The sequence below is a fragment of the Nostoc linckia z4 genome (assembly GCF_002608075.1).
In the GTDB taxonomy this organism is placed as follows: domain Bacteria; phylum Cyanobacteriota; class Cyanobacteriia; order Cyanobacteriales; family Nostocaceae; genus Nostoc; species Nostoc linckia.
Genome location: NZ_LAHA01000019.1, coordinates 57702 through 74931 on the forward strand (window position 1 = coordinate 57702; position 17230 = coordinate 74931).

General features: G+C 37.4%; 12 protein-coding genes and 1 tRNA gene. 6 read left to right on the forward strand and 7 right to left on the reverse strand.

Going from position 1 to position 17230, the window contains the following annotated elements; all coding sequences use genetic code 11:
* The 4 genes from VF06_RS16850 to VF06_RS16865 all read right to left on the reverse strand — a co-directional run bounded on the left by VF06_RS16850 (position 1) and on the right by VF06_RS16865 (position 5367).
* Positions 1–3312 carry a type 2 lanthipeptide synthetase LanM family protein gene (locus tag VF06_RS16850; protein ID WP_099070034.1) on the reverse strand — a complete coding sequence of 1104 codons (3312 nt, stop codon included), beginning with the start codon at positions 3310–3312 and terminating at the stop codon, positions 1–3.
* A gap of 83 nt (positions 3313–3395) precedes the next feature.
* Positions 3396–3623: a mersacidin/lichenicidin family type 2 lantibiotic gene (locus tag VF06_RS16855; RefSeq protein WP_099070035.1), complete on the reverse strand. Its 228-nt coding sequence runs from the start codon at positions 3621–3623 to the stop codon at positions 3396–3398.
* 827 nt (positions 3624–4450) lie between these two features.
* Positions 4451–4522 (reverse strand) — tRNA-Gly (locus tag VF06_RS16860).
* Positions 4523–4725: 203 nt separating this feature from the next.
* Positions 4726–5367 carry a sporulation/spore germination protein gene (locus tag VF06_RS16865; RefSeq protein WP_244918057.1) on the reverse strand — a complete coding sequence of 214 codons (642 nt, stop codon included), beginning with the start codon at positions 5365–5367 and terminating at the stop codon, positions 4726–4728.
* A 413-nt stretch (positions 5368–5780) separates the two neighbouring features.
* On the opposite strand from VF06_RS16865, the gene VF06_RS16870 reads away from it, so the two are divergent.
* Complete coding sequence (locus tag VF06_RS16870; protein WP_099070037.1) at positions 5781–5978, forward strand: hypothetical protein; 198 nt, start codon at positions 5781–5783, stop codon at positions 5976–5978.
* Positions 5979–6064: 86 nt separating this feature from the next.
* Here VF06_RS16870 and VF06_RS16875 read toward each other — a convergent pair whose 3' ends face one another.
* The gene (locus VF06_RS16875; protein WP_099070055.1) at positions 6065–6748 is read right to left on the reverse strand and encodes a helix-turn-helix transcriptional regulator; all 684 of its coding nucleotides are present in this window, start codon (positions 6746–6748) and stop codon (positions 6065–6067) included.
* Positions 6749–6838: 90 nt separating this feature from the next.
* Between VF06_RS16875 and VF06_RS16880 the strand changes: the two genes are divergently transcribed.
* From VF06_RS16880 to VF06_RS16900, 5 genes are all read left to right on the forward strand, one after another.
* Entirely contained in the window at positions 6839–7669 is an 831-nt protein-coding gene (locus VF06_RS16880; RefSeq protein ID WP_180267301.1) for a sulfurtransferase, read from the forward strand.
* Between the two features lie 177 nt (positions 7670–7846).
* On the forward strand, positions 7847–10021 hold the full coding sequence (locus VF06_RS16885) for a PAS domain S-box protein (protein ID WP_099070039.1): 2175 nt from the start codon (positions 7847–7849) through the stop codon (positions 10019–10021).
* A 129-nt stretch (positions 10022–10150) separates the two neighbouring features.
* A complete protein-coding gene (locus VF06_RS16890) occupies positions 10151–10789 on the forward strand; it encodes a Uma2 family endonuclease (RefSeq protein ID WP_099070040.1) in 639 nt (212 codons plus the stop codon).
* A 186-nt stretch (positions 10790–10975) separates the two neighbouring features.
* Positions 10976–12061, forward strand: a complete 1086-nt coding sequence (locus VF06_RS16895) for an ABC transporter substrate-binding protein (RefSeq protein ID WP_099070041.1) — start codon at positions 10976–10978, stop codon at positions 12059–12061.
* Positions 12062–12196: 135 nt separating this feature from the next.
* A complete protein-coding gene (locus VF06_RS16900) occupies positions 12197–13093 on the forward strand; it encodes an ABC transporter permease (protein WP_099070042.1) in 897 nt (298 codons plus the stop codon).
* 29 nt (positions 13094–13122) lie between these two features.
* Here the strand turns inward: VF06_RS16900 and VF06_RS16905 are convergent, their stop codons facing one another.
* Together VF06_RS16905 and VF06_RS16910 are read right to left on the reverse strand one after the other, a co-directional pair.
* Positions 13123–16710, reverse strand: a complete 3588-nt coding sequence (locus VF06_RS16905; protein WP_099070043.1) for a hybrid sensor histidine kinase/response regulator — start codon at positions 16708–16710, stop codon at positions 13123–13125.
* A gap of 120 nt (positions 16711–16830) precedes the next feature.
* Complete coding sequence (locus tag VF06_RS16910) at positions 16831–17211, reverse strand: four helix bundle protein (protein ID WP_099070044.1); 381 nt, start codon at positions 17209–17211, stop codon at positions 16831–16833.
* Positions 17212–17230 lie beyond the last annotated feature (19 nt).

Sequence of the window (17230 nt, forward strand, 5' to 3'; positions counted from 1 at the left end):
TTATTTATTAAGCTTTGGAGGCTCCAGCACCAGCAGTGAGGGAACACGCTCTGGTTCTGCTAGTCGTAGTAATCCATAACCGATGCCTGCGAGACCTGTCATCAGCCCAGGTGTTTCAACCCCCAAAGGAACGCCGCACAGCCAGCCATGTTTATCAATGCTTTCGAGGATTATGGCAGCAAGGCGGTCAACTTGAGTTTTCCACTGTGGTTCATCAAGGGTTAAGCTAGCTTGCAGGAGCAATTCCAAATTCCCCAAGTCGCCGTGACAAAGAGAGTGGTTATGACCAAAGCCGTGAACCAGTGTGCTTTGAAGAGCTGTTTTAATTTCTGCCCTGATTGCGGTATCATCTAAATGCTGAAGACAACGTAGGCGAGCTAGTCCAATGCCTGGGGCACCATGACACCAAGCCATCATACATATATGCTGGTAATTCTTATTGTCTGACAAAATCGCATTAGGAAAATACTTGAGATCCGGCAAACTGGAAACATAGCTCAGAGCAGATGAACCAGAAACATAGCGAAGGTCAGTCCAATTTTTCACATCAGGGCAAAAAAGACTACGCTCGTACTCAATTGCAGATAAAGCCGTTGTGCGAAAGCGCAAATCACCTGTCAAAGATTCTAATTCTAGTAATGCCCACGACATCCCAGCTGCACCATGAGAAAATCCAGATAGCGGTTTTTCTTCCACATCTTTTTGCAGCCAACTACCACCTTGCTCCATGTTTTGAGCATGAGAAACAATTTTGTTACCACACTCAATAGCAGCAGTAAGTATAGGTTGAGAAGGGCGACAACGATACAAGCTGATTAAACTAGCAATACACCCAGCTGCACCACCAATAATATCTAATTTTTCGGTTTTTTCAATCAAATTAGCGAGAGTTTCTCCTAATAATTCAGCCTGATTCAAGATATCGGGATCGTTCCACAACACGCCTAGATGAGTCAGAGTATAAATTACTCCTCCCCATCCTTCAAAACCACCGATTGATGTGATGGATACTTTGTTATTTTCTATCTGACGTTGCAACGTTATCAATGCTGCTCTTGCCAGTTCAGTGTAACGTTTCTGGTTGGTAACAGTGCCAAGATAGGCAAGGAATAGAATAACCCCTGGTAGACCATGATAGAGTTCTATGCCCAAGGGAGTTAGAGTCCAATGCTTTTGATTTAAAAGCATCAAGCCAATCCAAGAGGCATCGTGCTCACCCCGCAATGCCAGCGTCTCTAAGCGATCGCCAACTGCCTGTGCAGCTGCCAACAGTTGCTCTCGGTTAGCACTATTTTGCGGTTCCCTCAGATGGTAACTGGGCCATTTTCCTTGTTCTCCTACCATAGCTAATGTAGTAAGAGAAGCACGAATAAACCATAGCTGCTCTCTTAAATCAGCTTCACTGAGTTCCTGGAGACGATTTTTCACTAGAGTCATCCCTGATTCGTGGAAAAACTCAGGAATTCGCTCATCATAACTCGTCCAAATATCCCGTGAATTAGGGCGAGTGGAAAACATGGGAATGTCACCTTCCCAAAGTTCGTTGCGTTCAGCCGGAATCACCTTTGCTAAATAGGGGTTTTGCTCAATTCCTCTCCAAAGTCGGTCGAAAAAGCGATCCCGATCTAGAGCATTTCGTAACAAATCAGGGTGAAAACTCTCATGCAGCAACAAACCATAGGTTTGAGTTGGTCGCAGGATAAACCGCACTTCATCAGAGGCAAAACAAGCCAAAGGGCTGTTTTCTGACAACAACTCATTTCTGTGTCGTAATAATAACTGATAAATACTAGTGAAGCCAGTAACAATTGCTTCAGTGTAGTCTAATACATTAACTTCGGACTCATTCAAGGTAGGTTGATTGTGGCTGCCCTGGATTGGCTTCCTCTTACGAGCTACCCGCATTTGATCGGTTCCAGTTGCTTCTGAATACTGGATAGCAGTAGGCGTTAGTTGCCCCTTTTTTCCCCCCAAGCCACTAAGCTCAATCCCCTCAGACTCAGCATTTACCCAAAGGCGTTGGGGCAGTAAGCCAACACGTAAAACAGAATAATTTATTGTATTAATAGCAAGTTCGTCAGATTTTTTAATGTCGAAATTTTCAATACGAGGATGGAAAAGAGATTCCAGGTCAATTAAAATTGGATTCTCGCCAGTAGCAATTAGGTTTTCATTATGAAAGTCGGTTGCTTCAAGAGCATACAAGAGTGCCAAGTAAGCACCCTGCCTTTCATAAAAGCGCTGAATTTCTTCTGAGTTAGTACAGGTTTGAACAGCAAAAAATTCAACCCACCCATAGGTGCCTTGATTTATAATTTTTAGAGTGCGGAATGATGGATGATTGCCACGCTGATTTAGCCATTCTAGGAGTTGCTGAAAATGGACATCAACAGCTAGAGGTTTGGGTTTATAAACAATTTGGAAACCAGAGCTAAATTTTGCAATTAGTACGCTACGTCCGCCACGATGCGTGTCGCCTCTCCCGCCATCTATCTGCACGAGTAAGCCTGGTTCTGTTTTTGAACTAAAAGTAGTGCAGATAGCATCCCAATCGTTACAGAGGTGTTGGAGAAATTGCAGACTAAAACTAACCCAACGTTCAATGCTAATTACAAGTTGACGGGCAAGAACTGGATACTCCTGCAACAGGGGAATCACCACCTCAGGCTGTTGTAGGTGTTGTAAAAAGCTTTGAAACCGCTCCTCTGGTGTTTCACCTTTTAATAGTCCTTGCAGGCGAGCCACATTTAGTTCTAAAATCATTGTCCGACTCAACATCCAGAGCAATTGCCCTTTTAGATTGGTAAACAACAAATCTTCGACAGTACTGGGGTCAAAAGGCAAATTAGATCGTATCTGGATGATCTCCTGAATTCCTTGATGCAAGCGGTCAATTCCTTGGATAATTAGCGGCGAAATGGCATACAAAAACTCTACTTTTCCCTTATCTTTTGTTTTTTCTGGTTCAATAGTTATTTTGGCATTCAAGCAAGTAGGATTAGAAAATGCCTCAGCTAACTCTATCAACCAATTTGGGGCATCTGGAAAACGATTTTTCAAAGCATCAATTGGCTCACCCAGAAGGTAAAACAATTCCTCTTCAGTAATTTCATCTGTTACCAGACGTTGGGCAAAACAAGAATCATTTGTAAAGGGGGATTGTGATTTCCATCGCTGCATCAGTCGCTGGGCAAAATCTGTATTGATATCAAGATTCGGTATCGCCTGCTGTATGTTTCTCAGTAGTGCAATGCGTTCACTTAAGGGTATGGCTCTGTACCAGGCAGATTCTTGAAAAGATACTTCATGCATAGTCTTAGTCTTCTGTTAACAAGGTTCTATTAGCAAAGAAAAAGGGTGAGTCAAAAAACCCACCCATCGTTTTTGGTGTTATCCTATTCGGCTACAGGGTTGGTAAAAATGTTGCTGACTATACCACCACAGCAGTAGATACTTCCTCCTCCTACTACAGAACCCATATCCTCATTGGACAGTTCAATTATTCCTGCTGGATTTTCAGGTAAGTGCGATCGCTGCTCTTCACTCAGGCTATTGAGATACTCTTCGTCTTTCCAAGCACGAATGATATCGATATCTAGATTATTGATGTTAATTTCAGCCATTTTGAAACTCCTAAATAAAGTTGTATTGGTTAGATGAGATTTGAAATTGCCTCATCTAATTACCATAATTTCTAATTTATTTGATAATTTCAATGTTTAAATAATTGCAAAAGTGACAAAAATGTATGATTTTTGTATTTCAAAATTATCAATTTTTCGACGCTATTGATATAAAAATAAAAATATAGTTTTTATTTTTAAAAAGAATTTGATTTTTGATGACATATATAAAACTTTTATGTCTTTTTTTTATTTAGCCTTATAAAATCTAAAAAAAGCTCGCCTAGAGTTAATTTTTCAGTAAAGGGGTTTTTGTAGCAATCGATACTGTTGACGAACTTCACAATTCACCGAAGGAAAGATAGCAAGTTTATGGAGTTTTTGCTAGTAAAGGATTTGAGGCGCTGGAGTTTCAATACCCCTTACAGCTTGAGGCGGGTTGAAAGAGCCAGCAAGGGTACAGCTTAAAATCGCTGGTATTAGTTTCAATATTCCTCACAGCTGAGGCGGGTTGAAAAGTGGGTAAAGTTTTTTCGCACTAGGGAGCTGTCATTTCCAATGTTTCTGCAATGAAGAGCTAGTTGAGATAAACTCTACTATGTAAAGTTTCAAAATAAAAAGGTGGGTTGAAAGGAATGTCACCTTCCCAATTTTTATTCTTATACAGGCTAGATCAAAGTTTGAGTTGATAATTTTAGGCTCAGGATAGAACAAAGGGAAGTTGGTTGTTGAAGAGGACATTAATTCGTTAAGCGTGACATTAATTTGTTAAAAGTGACATTAATGCGTTAACAATGACAAATAATTAGTTAATGTACAAATTTTAAAGCGGGCGATGGGACTCGAACCCACGACGTTCACCTTGGGAAGGTGACATTCTACCACTGAATTACACCCGCTAGCAGCTTTTAGCCAAAACTTTAATATTACTGTACAGCATATCATTATTTATAGCTGTTTTCAATTGACTAAAATACACACTTTTTTGCAACTGGTGATGCCTTCTCTTTCAGAGACGCTACCGCGAAGGGCAAAGCTTCGCTAACGCTTATCAAACTAATCCTACACTGCACAAATGAAAGTCAGTGTAGGATTATTTGGCCTAGAGAACAATGTCTTGACCCCGCTCAGTGAAGCGAACTTCTTTAATATTCCATGCGGCATTACTTGTTAAAGTTTTGCGAAGACTACCAAACAAAGCAAATTGTTCGCAACTAGAAAGAGAAGCTATTTGTCGCTTTGACTCAGGAGATATCCGCAAATCAACTGTAGCAACGCCATTTTTGACGTTGACACGATACCCAGACAAGCTAAAGTCACTTGTATCTCTTTTTTCTATGATTTTACCCACAGCATTTGTTACTGGTTCCTCAGCTGGTACTGAAATTTTTTCTGGAACTAATTGTTGACATTGAACATCACTAGTGTAAATTGTCACGTCTGTAGTTTTAGTATTAGCAGCTTTAGAAGTAGATGAAGAAGGCGTATTTTCTCCAGTAGATTCTTGATTTGGAGATTTTTCTCTCAATTGAGCAACACTAGGAATTTGGCTAGAAGTCCGAGATGATGGAGTATTTGTGGGTGTTGTAATAGGTTCTGGGGATAATGTAGTGTTTGGTGTTGTGGTGGGAGATGGCGTTTGGCTATCAACATTATTAGTGGTGGAGTTAGAATTACAGCTACTCAGACCAAGAACAATTGTGACAGCGATCGCGGATAAAAGATATCTCTTAGATGTTTTCATAATTTTCCTCAAAGGTTACATTACTGCTATCAACTTCAATATTGCTGGTATCAATTCCGCATAAACTTGTCAATTTTGAGCCAGTCTCTAAAGTGTCAACCTGGTATCTATAAAGCAGCAATTATCTTCCAAGGAACGATGTTGATTGCACTAACGAGATCCCCGACTTTTTCAAAAGTTCGGGGATCTAAAACTAGGCATCTGAAGCATATCAAACACCATTGTCATACAACCCGATAAAGTCTAAAATTACATCTCTCTTAAGGATTGACTTTGTAATATCTAAATGAAGTTAAGTAAAATCCAAGAAGCTTAGACCGATGGATATTGTTCTCAAGATTGATGACAGCTAAGTAAATTTCGGTAATTATTAGATAAAATAAACCAAATTTTAATACTTTTAAGGCAAGACAATGAATAGATGCTCTCAAGAAAAAAGATTAAGAAGGCAAAACACTATTCTTGCTGCTAAAAACTTTTTAGCGGAAATGGCTAAAGATGCTAGTTCAGAAAACTTGAGATTTATTGCTGATAATGTGGGTGAAATTGCACTATTTTGGCATTTGATTCAAAATCCAGAAGAAATTTCTTCGCTGGAGTTGAAAATATAGTTGAAGTATTAGATTAAAAGTAGCGAGTGGGGAGTGGGGTAGAGTTGAAGAAATTTTTATGCTTCTGAATTCTGAATTCTACTATATTATTGAACTAAGCTGATACTTGAGGAAAGGCGAGCCACCATTTCCGCACGAGAGGAAACATCAAGTTTGCGGAATATCCTTTTTAAGGCTTGCTTAACAGAATTTTCTGTAATCCACAGAATTGTACCAATTTCAGCATTGGTTAGTCCTTTTGCTACTAGTTCGGCAATTTGAATTTCGCGTTGTGTTAAAGAATTAGCATTCAGAGAATTGAAAAGTTTCGATTGCAATTGTAATGTTGCACGCCAAGTTGATATATGAAGACACAAGGCGTTTAAATCGGCTAATTCTTGTGCATTGAAAGCGGGAGTATTTCGAGTACGAGTCAGACCAATAGCGCCAATTAGGCGGCCATTACCAACAACTGGCCCAATCATGACATGATAGTGGTCGGAACGCGGGCAAATAATCTGCCATTCTCCAGGCGCTAACAATAATTCTTCATGAACTACGGTGTGATGTTCAACTAAGTAGCGCAAAAGTGGATTATGTTTTAAGGAAAATGCCAATCGCACTATACGAGGAATGTTTTTCTCAAATTGCCAAAGGCGATCGAAAAAAAATATCCCAGAACGTTCAGCAGCGAAATAGTCACTAAATTTACTGATGACTTGCGATCGCAATTCTTGTTCATCATGAGCATGAGCGATGGCATTAAATAAAGATTGTAAAGAATTTACCATAATCTTAGCTGCTAAATGTACTCGTTCGAGGACTAGGCGTGGTCGTAATACAGACATTATTCTACCTGCATCACAATTGGAAGAATAAACATGTCCCAACACACCCACAGCAATGTACTTGTTGATACTCAATTTGTCTTTGAACACTTGAATCACCCGAATATCCGCTTGATTCAAGCAGACATGAATCCAGAAACCTATAATACTGGACACATTCCCGGCGCTGTCTTTTGGAATATTACTACTGACCTTCTGCTACCTGATTACCGCATTAATTTTGACTCAGTTGCATGGCAAAAACTCTTAGAAAATTCTGGTATTACAAATCAGACTACTGTTATTACTTATGGTGATTTTGCTGCAACAGGCGCATGGTTATTTTGGCTTTTCAAAGTCTTCGGTCACAATGATGTGCGCGTTCTCAACGGTGGTTATCAAAAATGGCTGTCGGAAGACCGTCCAGTAGCAGTGGACTCACAAGCCATCCCACCAACGGAATATCAACTGCAAACTCCTGATGCAAACTTGCGAGCATTTTTTGATGATGTCCAGCAATCTATCGGCAAAACAGATGCCATTTTAGTCGATGTTCGTACACCTCAAGAATATAGCGGCGAATGGTTTTTTATGCAGCCACCCCAAGGAACGGAACGCGCAGGTCATATTCCTGGTGCAGTTTCTATGTATTATGAATTAGCTCTCAATGAAGACGGAACTTTTAAATCGGTTGAAGAATTGCAGACACTTTACACCAGCAAAAATATTACTGCCGATAAACAAGTAATTACTTATTGTACTGTTGGCGGACGTTCAGCCCATACTTGGTTTGTCTTAAAATATTTACTTGGTTACACAAAAGTCCGAAACTACGATGGCTCATGGAATGAATGGAGTCGAATTCCGAATATAGCTATTGAATAGTTTTTAAGGAAGTGCAAAAAATAAACAACAGCTTGAGGTGGTTGACTGTTGACCGTTGAAGGTTCACGGTCAACAGTTAAGATTTTTTCTTTAGTCATGAACGTTGTTTGCCAGAGATTATTGGGAAATATAGGAATGATGTCAACTTCAGATCCCTAGCTGGCAAATAACAAGACTATGATTTGTAATTTGATTTCTGTAGAAAAAGATACCTACGAATCGCTGCAACAAGAATTAGTAGAACTGCGTCAGGTAGTTGCCAGTTTAAAAAGTACTAAATCTTCCAATTCCCTAAAGTTTAGTCAACAGCAGATGGGTGTATTTATTGAATCTATCCCTGCTGCCATCGCCATATTCGATGGCCAAATGCGTTATCTGTTGACGAGTCAGCGTTGGCGAGAAGATTATAATTTGAGCGATGGAGACATCATCGGTCGTTCTCATTATGAAATCTTTCCAGATATTCCCCACTATTGGCAAGAAATTTATCAACGTTGCTTGGCCGGAAGCATTGAGGAATTTGAAGAAAATATTTTCCCCCTTGGAGAGGGGACAATCAATTGGGTGAAATGGCAAATAAATCCTTGGTACAAAGACTCTGCTGAAATTGGCGGTATCATTATTTTTTCTGAAGTTATTACTGTTCATAAGCAGCTAGAAGAAACTGCAATCTGCCATCGTCAACAAGCCGCAGCTCAACTACAAGAAAAAGAACAATTTCTACGCGGTATTTATGATGGTGTCACTCAACCAATATTTGTGATTGACATTGTAGATAACAAAGAATTGCGTTATGCTGGCTGGAATTCAGCAACAGAAAAGATAACAGGAATTAACAACGCAGAGGTGATTGGTAAAACTATAGAATATGTACATGGTAACGTTGAAGGTCAAGAAGTGCGCCAGCGATTTCAGATCTGCATAGAAACGGGTATTAGTATCAAATATGAAGAATGTTTGACTTTCCAAGGTCAAGAAACGTGGTGGCTAACTACTATTAATCCTTTAAAAAATAGCCAAGGTAAAGTTTATCGACTGGTGGGAACAGCGTTAAATATAACAGAACGCAAACTAACCGAAGAAGCACTCCAAGCTAGCCAACACTTCATTCAACGCATTACAGACTCTTCTCCTAATATTCTCTATATCTTTGATTTAGAACAACAGCGTAATATTTACGCCAATCAAGAAATTGGCAAACTTCTTGGCTATTCTAATCAACAAATTCAACAGATGGGAATACAAATTCTACCCACAATTACTCATCCAGATGATTGGAAAAAAATTGTAACTCACTTAGAAAATTTTAGTAACGCCAAGGATGGCGAGATTTATGAATTTGAATTTCGGGTTAAACAAGCAAATGGTGAATGGCGCTGGCTATACACCAGAGAAACAGTATTCAACCGTAGTGCTGATGGCAAAATCAATCAAATTCTTGGCGTTTCAACTGATATCACTGAGCGCAAACAAGCCGAAATGCAACTACAACTACAAGCCCAAAACTTAGAAAATACTCTCCGCGAATTGCAACGCACCCAAAGCCAACTGATCCAAAGTGAAAAAATGTCTTCACTTGGAAATATGGTTGCGGGTGTTGCTCATGAAATAAACAATCCCGTCAATTTTATTCACGCTAATCTGATTCCAGCCAGTGAATATACTCAAGATTTATTGCATCTGCTAGAACTTTATCAACAACATTTTCCCTATCCTCCAGAAGAAATTCAAGCAGAAATCATCGCTATTGACCTTGATTTTCTCAAACAAGACCTTACAAAACTCTTTCAGTCCATGACTATAGGAACTCAAAGGATTCGTGAAATCGTTCTCTCGCTGCGAAACTTTTCTCGTCTTGATGAAGCTGAATTTAAAGATGTAGATATTCATCAAGGTATCGATAGTACTTTGATGATTCTCCACAACCGCTTGAAAGCAAAACCCAATCATCCAGAAATTGCTGTAATTAAAGAGTATGGCAAACTTCCTTTAATTGAATGTTATCCTGGTCAATTAAATCAGGTATTTATGAATCTTATCACTAATGCTATTGATTCTTTAGAACAATCATTTATAGGAGAACAAGGACAAATTCGCATTTCCACCGAAGTTTGTGATAGCAAATGGGCAATCATTAAAATTGCAGATAATGGTTTGGGAATTGCTCAAGAAATACTTCCCAAACTTTTTGACCCTTTCTTTACTACTAAAGATGTTGGCAAAGGTACAGGACTGGGGCTATTTATCAGTTATCAAATCGTGGTAAATAAACATGCTGGATATTTATCTTGTAACTCAATACCAAGGCAAGGAGCAGAATTTATAATTCAAATTCCCATTAGTCAGTCATAAAAGAGAAGTCAGAATTTAGAATTGATTATCAATTAGCGATAAACGACTCATTTAAGAAGTTGGGGATATTAGCGATCGCCAATGATTGAGATTTGCTATAGTTGGGTTAACTCTAGAGGCAAGGAAGTAATGTTACTTGAACTCAAGCAGCTAATTGTACCTGTTGGTCATCAGTTATTGATTAAGGGTATATCCTGGCCAGAATACAAAAACATTTTGGCAGAATTGGGGGAGAATCGCAGTTCTCGGATATCTTACAGTCAAGGAGTGCTAGAAATAATGGCTCCATTACCAGAGCATGAGGTAGGTAAAAAAATTATTGGCAATTTAGTAGAAATCTTACTAGAAGAACTTGATATTGAATTTTGGAGTTTAGGATCTACAACTTTTGATGAAGAAAAAATGGACGCTGGGGTAGAACCAGATGATTGCTTTTATATTGAAAACGAGGCTGCTGTTAGAGGTAAAGATAGAATTGACCTAACAGTAGATCCACCCCCAGATTTAGCAATCGAAATTGATATTACCTCGCGCACTCGTTTTAATAATTATCAAGTATTAGGAGTTCCAGAATTATGGCGCTGGAATGGTAAAAAATTAGAAATTAATATACTGGTTAATGGAAAATATATAGAATCTAATAACAGCCGTATTTTCCCTAACTTACCTATTGTTCAAGTGATTCCTGAGTATCTGAAACGGTGTAAAACTGATGGCAGAAATGCAACAATGAAAGCATTTCGCGCTTGGTTAACAAAGAATATATAATTTATTATCTGAAAGTAGTTTTGAGAATATTAAATTACCTATAATACATAGTTAAACTGTGTTAGCACGGTTATAATATCGGCTGACTTGTTTTTAATCCAGTACTCCAGAGTATTTTTTGGACAAGCTGAGGTGGCTATAAATGCTTTAACAACCAGTCAATACTAACTTTTTTCTAGAAAACGAATGACTAAAAGACGACAATTTTTAAAAGGAGTAGCAGCACTTTCTAGCTTGTCTTTAACTAGTTGCGGTTGGAGGCTAGCTCAAGTACGTGCAAATTCTTCCACTTATAGTCGAAGCGACCAACTTTATATCTATACTTGGACACAATATACTGACAAACAATTACTACAAACTTTTAGTACTCAAACTGGCATGAAAGTGCTGGCGGATGTGTATGATTCTAATGATGTGATGCTGGCGAAGTTGCAAGCTGGAGGTGGTAGCGCTTACAGCATTATTTACCCATCCGATTATATGGTACAGAAGATGGCAGATAAAGATTTATTAACAGAAATAAATCGCGATCGCTTAATTGGTATAGAAAATTTATTTCCCCGTTTTTCTAATCCTATATATGACCCTAATAACCGTTATAGTATTCCTTTTAATTGGGGAACAACAGGTTTTATTTATAATTCTGAAAAACTCAAAGACCCTCCACAAGATTGGGATTATCTTTGGCAAAATCAAGACAAACTTAATAAGCGAATTACTTTGCTCAATGATGTGCGAGAAGTAATGGGTGCAGTATTGCGGATGTTGGGTTATTCTTACAATTCCAAAAATGAATTAGAAATTAAACAAGCTTACGATAAATTAAGGGAATTGAAACCTGCGATCGCTTCTTTTGATACAGATGCTTGGCAAAATCAAATTCTCGGTGGAGATTTAATTTTAGCAATGTGTTATTCAGCAGATGCAGTGAAAATTTCTAAAGAAAATCCAAAATTCAAATATGTAATTCCCCGCAGTGGTTCTTCATTGTGGACAGACACTATTGTAATTCCTAAAACAGCCCCTAATTTAGCTGGAGCATATGCTTGGATTAATATGATTTTACAACCAGAAGTAGCAGCCGAAATAAGTCAACGCTTAAATATTGCTACACCCAATAAAGCTGGATTCGAGCAATTGCCAAAACGAATACAAAACAATTCTAATTTATTTCCCCCAGAATCACTTTTAACTAATTGTGAGCGCATCAGTCCTGTAGGAGAATTTGAAGAAATTTACGAGCGCTACTGGACTCAATTAACCAGTGGCTAATTGAGTTTTTGATTTCATTTAAATTGAAATATAAATTGATTGGTAAATACCAAATTAATTTTTTATATTTAAAATATTTTTTTAAAATCAAGCATCAATCCAAAAATATCAACTTAGCAAAATTAGGAGCGAGGAATGATCGATATTCAAAAAAATGACATTTCAGAAATAGCAGAATTGCGCCGTCCACGAGGAAATTGGCTACAACCTTTAGTTTTACTTGCACCTTCTGGAATTTGGTTATTACTTTTGTTGGTGCTACCAAGTTTGATAATTTTTGAGTTAAGTTTGGTTGCAGACATTCGACCGGGAGATGTGGTTAATCCCGATGGATTCAAAAACTATATCCGGATATTCGACCCCCTTTACTTACAAGTAATCTTGCGATCGCTATTGTTTGCTTTTGGTACTACAACCATTTGTTTAATTATCGGCTTCCCTGTAGCTTATTGGATTGCTATAGTTGCACCGAAGCGATGGCGAAATTTGCTGTTATTAGGCTTTGTTTTGCCTTTGTGGACTTCTTCGTTATTACGTTCTTATGCTTGGATTACAATTCTTCGCCCTAGTGGTTTATTAAATAGTTTATTAAACTATTTTGGCTTCCCTAGTTTGGAATTACTTAATACCAGTCCGGCTGTATTAATTGGTATGAGTTACAGCCTTTTACCCTATATGGTTTTAATTTTATATGCCTCTTTGGAAAAGCTAGATAAGCGATTGTTAGAAGCAGCAGCAGATTTAGGTGCAAATCCGATGGCAGCTTTTTTGAAAGTAACTATACCTCAAATTTTTCCAGGAATTGCAGCTGGTTCCATGCTTGTATTTATCACAGGCTTGGGAGATTTTACTGACCCTGAATTGCTTGGTGGTGCTTCGAGTATGACAGCAGCGCGATTAGTTTATAACCAGTTTTTGGGAGCAACTCAAAATTGGGGATTTGGTTCAGCTTTGAGTATGACATTAATTTTAATTGTGAGTATTGCCATCGCTCTTTTAATTAAATTTGGTGAAGCTACACCCAAACGCTAAGTTTTTCAAGTTTATACTTCTTCAATAAATTAATGATTTGCTGCTATGACTAAATGATTAGAATTATCGGATAAATTGTTAATTAAATCTTTAATTTTTGAGAGAAATTCATGCTCTAAATAAGGCTTAGTCAAGTAATCATTAGCACCCAATTGTTTAGCTAATTGGCGATGTTTTTCAGCGCTGCGAGAAGTGAGAATTATCACAGGTATTTTTGCAAAATTTGGATGTTGTCGTAAATTACTTAAAAATTCAAAACCATTCATTCTAGGCATCTCTAAATCTGAAATCACAACCTGAATTTCTGGATGTAACTGTAACTTTTCTAAAGCTTCTACACCATTTTGAGCTTGTATTACTTGATAGCCAGATTTTTGTAAAGTCAGAGAAATAGTTTGGCGGAGACTAATGGCATCATCTACCACTAAGATAACTTTTGGTATTAGATTATTCGATTCTAGAGAATAGCTAGATTGGGTTTCTATAGTATCAGGATTTTGTAATTGTGTAGACAATAAAGTTTGTGTTGATGGTATTGGCAAAGATTTTTTATTTACGTGAGAGGCTGTTGGTGAACCGATGATATCAAGTGTTGTTTGTTGGATATCGCCTAATTCTAATAGCAATGAAGCATCAATCACTAAAATGAGGTTACCATTAGCTAAGCTACTACAACCATAAATATATTTTGGTGGTGCGATCGCATTTCCTAAAGGTCTGATTACTAGTTCTTGTTCGCCAATAATTTGGTCAACTTCTAAAGCAAATAATCCTTGATTTTTCCGCAGTAAAAGTACTGGGTTTTTATTTATATTTACATCATGATTATTATATGTGTTATGTGGAGTAGCACTATTAAATAATGAACCATGATAAGAAAGCAACTCTGAAAGTTGACGCAGGCTGACCATAGTCTCATCCTCGTCTACATTCCAATGCAAAACTTTTTTACCTTCAATTTCTTTGATCTGCTCATCATTAGGAATCAATATTTTTTCGATGCTACCCAAAAGCAAGGCATAAACAATACCTCTGGCTTGAACTAGCATTAGTTTTTCAGTGGTCATAGAAAAAGGAATTTTGAGTATGAATGTTGTTCCTTGATTGGGTAAAGATTCAACTGAAACTGAACCATTGAGTGTGTTCATCTGAGTACGCACAATATCTAAACCCATACCCCGTCCAGAGATTTCACTTACTTTTTTAGTAGTGGTAAATCCCGGTGAAAATATTAAATCTAAAAGTTCAACTTCCGTTAGATTATCAGCATAGCTTTTGGCTTTGTCTTGACTTTGAATGTGATAAAGTTCAACAGCTTTTTGACGAATATTTTCTAGATTCAATCCCCCTCCATCATCCCGAACTTCGATAACTGTTTGGCTACCTTGATGATAGGCGCAGATTTCAATTAAACCTCGTTCTGGTTTACCCAACTCGCAGCGAATCTGTGGAAGTTCAATACCGTGGTCAAAAGCATTACGTACTAAGTGTAACAACGGATCGTAGAGTTTTTCAGCGATCGCTTTATCAACTAGTACTTCTGTTCCTGAAAGTTTCAATTCTACAAGTTTGGCGTAAACATTCCCCAACTTATTCACCATGTGGGGAAAACGATTCAAAATATTGCCCAAAGGCAACATTCGTGCCTCTACTAAATTATCTATAATATTCAGAGTTAAATTTTCTTTATTACCACTGATTTGAGCAGCTTGATTCATAAGCAATTCAAGAGACTCTGTGGTTTCTTGGAGTTGCAGTGTCTCTTCTATGGCTTCATGCAATGTCATCTGAAATTCTGTATATACATCCATTTCCAGAGAGTCAAACTTCACTGCAAAATTTGGTGTTTGTTGCGAAGCAAAATTTTGTATTTGTAATGGTAAATCGCGTAATTCATTTAAAATTGTTTGTTGTTTAGCAAGTCGCTGCATTAATCGTTCGATTATTTCTTGGATTTGTTCATCTTGCAAAGCCCGCCGTTTTTGGAAAATCAGCAATTCTCCTGCTAAATAATTCAGATTTTGTAATTTATCTGTGTTTACTCTAATAAAAGAAGGTTGACGAGAATTTTTATTGGGGTAATGTTGCGATTTATCTTCTATTTCCTGATTAATTGATTGAAAGGAATCAGTAATATTTTCAATCATTTTCTGTGAAACATTTATCTGTCTCAAAGAATCACCAGTCTCAGTATTCACAACTTCAGTAGTAACTTGTTCCTGAGATTTTTCTCCCCATATTACTTCTAGAAGATTATCGCTGGTTTCAGAAAATGCAGATTGAGATACTTCTTTAATAACTAGAATATTTTGTAATTTGGGACTATCAAGCCAATTTTTTTCTTTGCTAGTTACAGGAGGATAATTTTTATATTTTTTTGCTAATTTATAAATCTTGTTTTGCAAAATTTTCACTAGAGTGAGGTAATTGTCAGATTTATCAATATAATATTGAAATTTGGCAACTGCAAACAAAATAATTAAAATAATTCCATTACGATAAATGCAAAGACTTTGGCTATCTTCTTGCTCTTGAACAAAAGCCAAAAATTTTGTCAGCCAATTTTCAATATAATTGAGCAGATTTGTTTTAGTTGATTGAGGAACGAGTAAAGCCAAACTCAGTTCTGATTTTGATATTCCCATTTCGTGATGGAACCAGCCAAAAATGTAGCGAATAACTTTGAGATAAAACTTAGCTGTTGTTGGTTTGACGCATTCATTTTTCTTGTTATCTGATGTAGTTAAAAACTGATAAAATTGTTTTTCATTAAATATAACTGTGTCAAAAGACAAATTATTTTCTAATTCTTCAGAAGCTTGATTATTTGCGACTGTTGTCAGTTGTTGCAAACAAAGAGAAGCTTGTCCACCAGAAGTGCGATCGCCTCCTAATACCAATTTTTGTGCTTGTTGCAAATCTGCAAGGGCGATTTTTGCAATTTGCTGTACCTGCGTGGGATTTGCTCGCAACGCTGACACAATTGTTTGAGATATTTCACCCAATCCAGGTAAATTTAGAGATTCTGCTAAACCAAGAAATACCTCAGCTTGAGATTGTAAAAATTCTATAAATTCAGCATCCGTTGGGGGACGTTCGATAGCTTCAGCAATACTATTTAGACGTTGCTGTACTCCCACTTCAAAAACAGACTGTACAATATCAAACCCCAATTCCTCAGAAGTAGGAATATGAGTCTCAGCACCAAACGCATCACCTAGTTTTTCTTGCAGCTGTGCAAAAACTGAACTTGCCCGTTGGAGTAGTTCTTCATTATTAACAGTACTTCCTATTAGCTCGGTATTTAATGCTATGCTTAGACACTCATAAGCTTGTATTAAAAATGTTTGTAATTCATCATCAATAACTACATTTGGATTATACAAACTCTTAAATACATCTTCTAAAAAATGGGCAATCATCTTGATAGTTTCTAGCCCAACATTAGCAGCACCACCTTTGAGGGTATGAGTAGCCCGCATTAAATTATGAATGTTTGCAGTGGTATAACCTTCAGATAATCTAAATAATTCTTGTTCAATAATCTGTACTAATTCTGGGGCTTCTGCCAGAAAATAAATGTATCCTTGTTCGCGAATTGAAGTGTCGGTAATCATATTTTGGATTTTAGATTTTGAATTTTAGATTTTAGTTTTACGAAAGATTGAACGAGTAACTTTTTTGGATTATCGTGTAGCTTTGATACTTCTGAACATCAAAACTTATCGAGACAGATTTTAGATTTTATTTTTTTGATTTTGGTTTTTTTCTTTCTGGCGTAAAGTTTTGATTGATGCAACTGTCATTGCTAGAATTTCAGTGTTTTCTGACATTAAATTTCTAACTTTTTCTAGTGGCAATAGCCCAATCTCAACAATAAGTTCCATCCAATAAAGACTTTCATCCGCTTCTTCCTCTACTAAACTGAGTTTAGCAATGACATCAGCTGTTGACTTACCACGACAAGCTGAACGATAGTTAGCTCCCACGGATGTTGCTGAACGGATTAACTGCTTACCAATTACCTCGCTAGTTCGGCTCTGTGGAAGGGCTTCTACTAAGCGGATTACTCGCAATGCTAACTGCTTGGTTCTCCGCTTAAAATCCTCTTCATTCATAATCCAAAATCTAAAATCT

Bases quoted from the DNA above. Each gene is read 5' to 3' on its own strand.
- VF06_RS16855 (WP_099070035.1), bottom strand. From the start codon at position 3,623: ATGGCTGAAATTAACATCAATAATCTAGATATCGATATCATTCGTGCT.
- VF06_RS16870 (WP_099070037.1), top strand. From the start codon at position 5,781: ATGAATAGATGCTCTCAAGAAAAAAGATTAAGAAGGCAAAACACTATT.
- VF06_RS16890 (WP_099070040.1), top strand. From the start codon at position 10,151: ATGTTACTTGAACTCAAGCAGCTAATTGTACCTGTTGGTCATCAGTTA.
- VF06_RS16880 (WP_180267301.1), top strand. From the start codon at position 6,839: ATGTCCCAACACACCCACAGCAATGTACTTGTTGATACTCAATTTGTC.
- VF06_RS16850 (WP_099070034.1), bottom strand. From the start codon at position 3,312: ATGCATGAAGTATCTTTTCAAGAATCTGCCTGGTACAGAGCCATACCC.
- VF06_RS16865 (WP_244918057.1), bottom strand. From the start codon at position 5,367: ATGAAAACATCTAAGAGATATCTTTTATCCGCGATCGCTGTCACAATT.
- VF06_RS16905 (WP_099070043.1), bottom strand. From the start codon at position 16,710: ATGATTACCGACACTTCAATTCGCGAACAAGGATACATTTATTTTCTG.
- VF06_RS16910 (WP_099070044.1), bottom strand. From the start codon at position 17,211: ATGAATGAAGAGGATTTTAAGCGGAGAACCAAGCAGTTAGCATTGCGA.
- VF06_RS16885 (WP_099070039.1), top strand. From the start codon at position 7,847: ATGATTTGTAATTTGATTTCTGTAGAAAAAGATACCTACGAATCGCTG.
- VF06_RS16875 (WP_099070055.1), bottom strand. From the start codon at position 6,748: ATGGTAAATTCTTTACAATCTTTATTTAATGCCATCGCTCATGCTCAT.
- VF06_RS16895 (WP_099070041.1), top strand. From the start codon at position 10,976: ATGACTAAAAGACGACAATTTTTAAAAGGAGTAGCAGCACTTTCTAGC.
- VF06_RS16900 (WP_099070042.1), top strand. From the start codon at position 12,197: ATGATCGATATTCAAAAAAATGACATTTCAGAAATAGCAGAATTGCGC.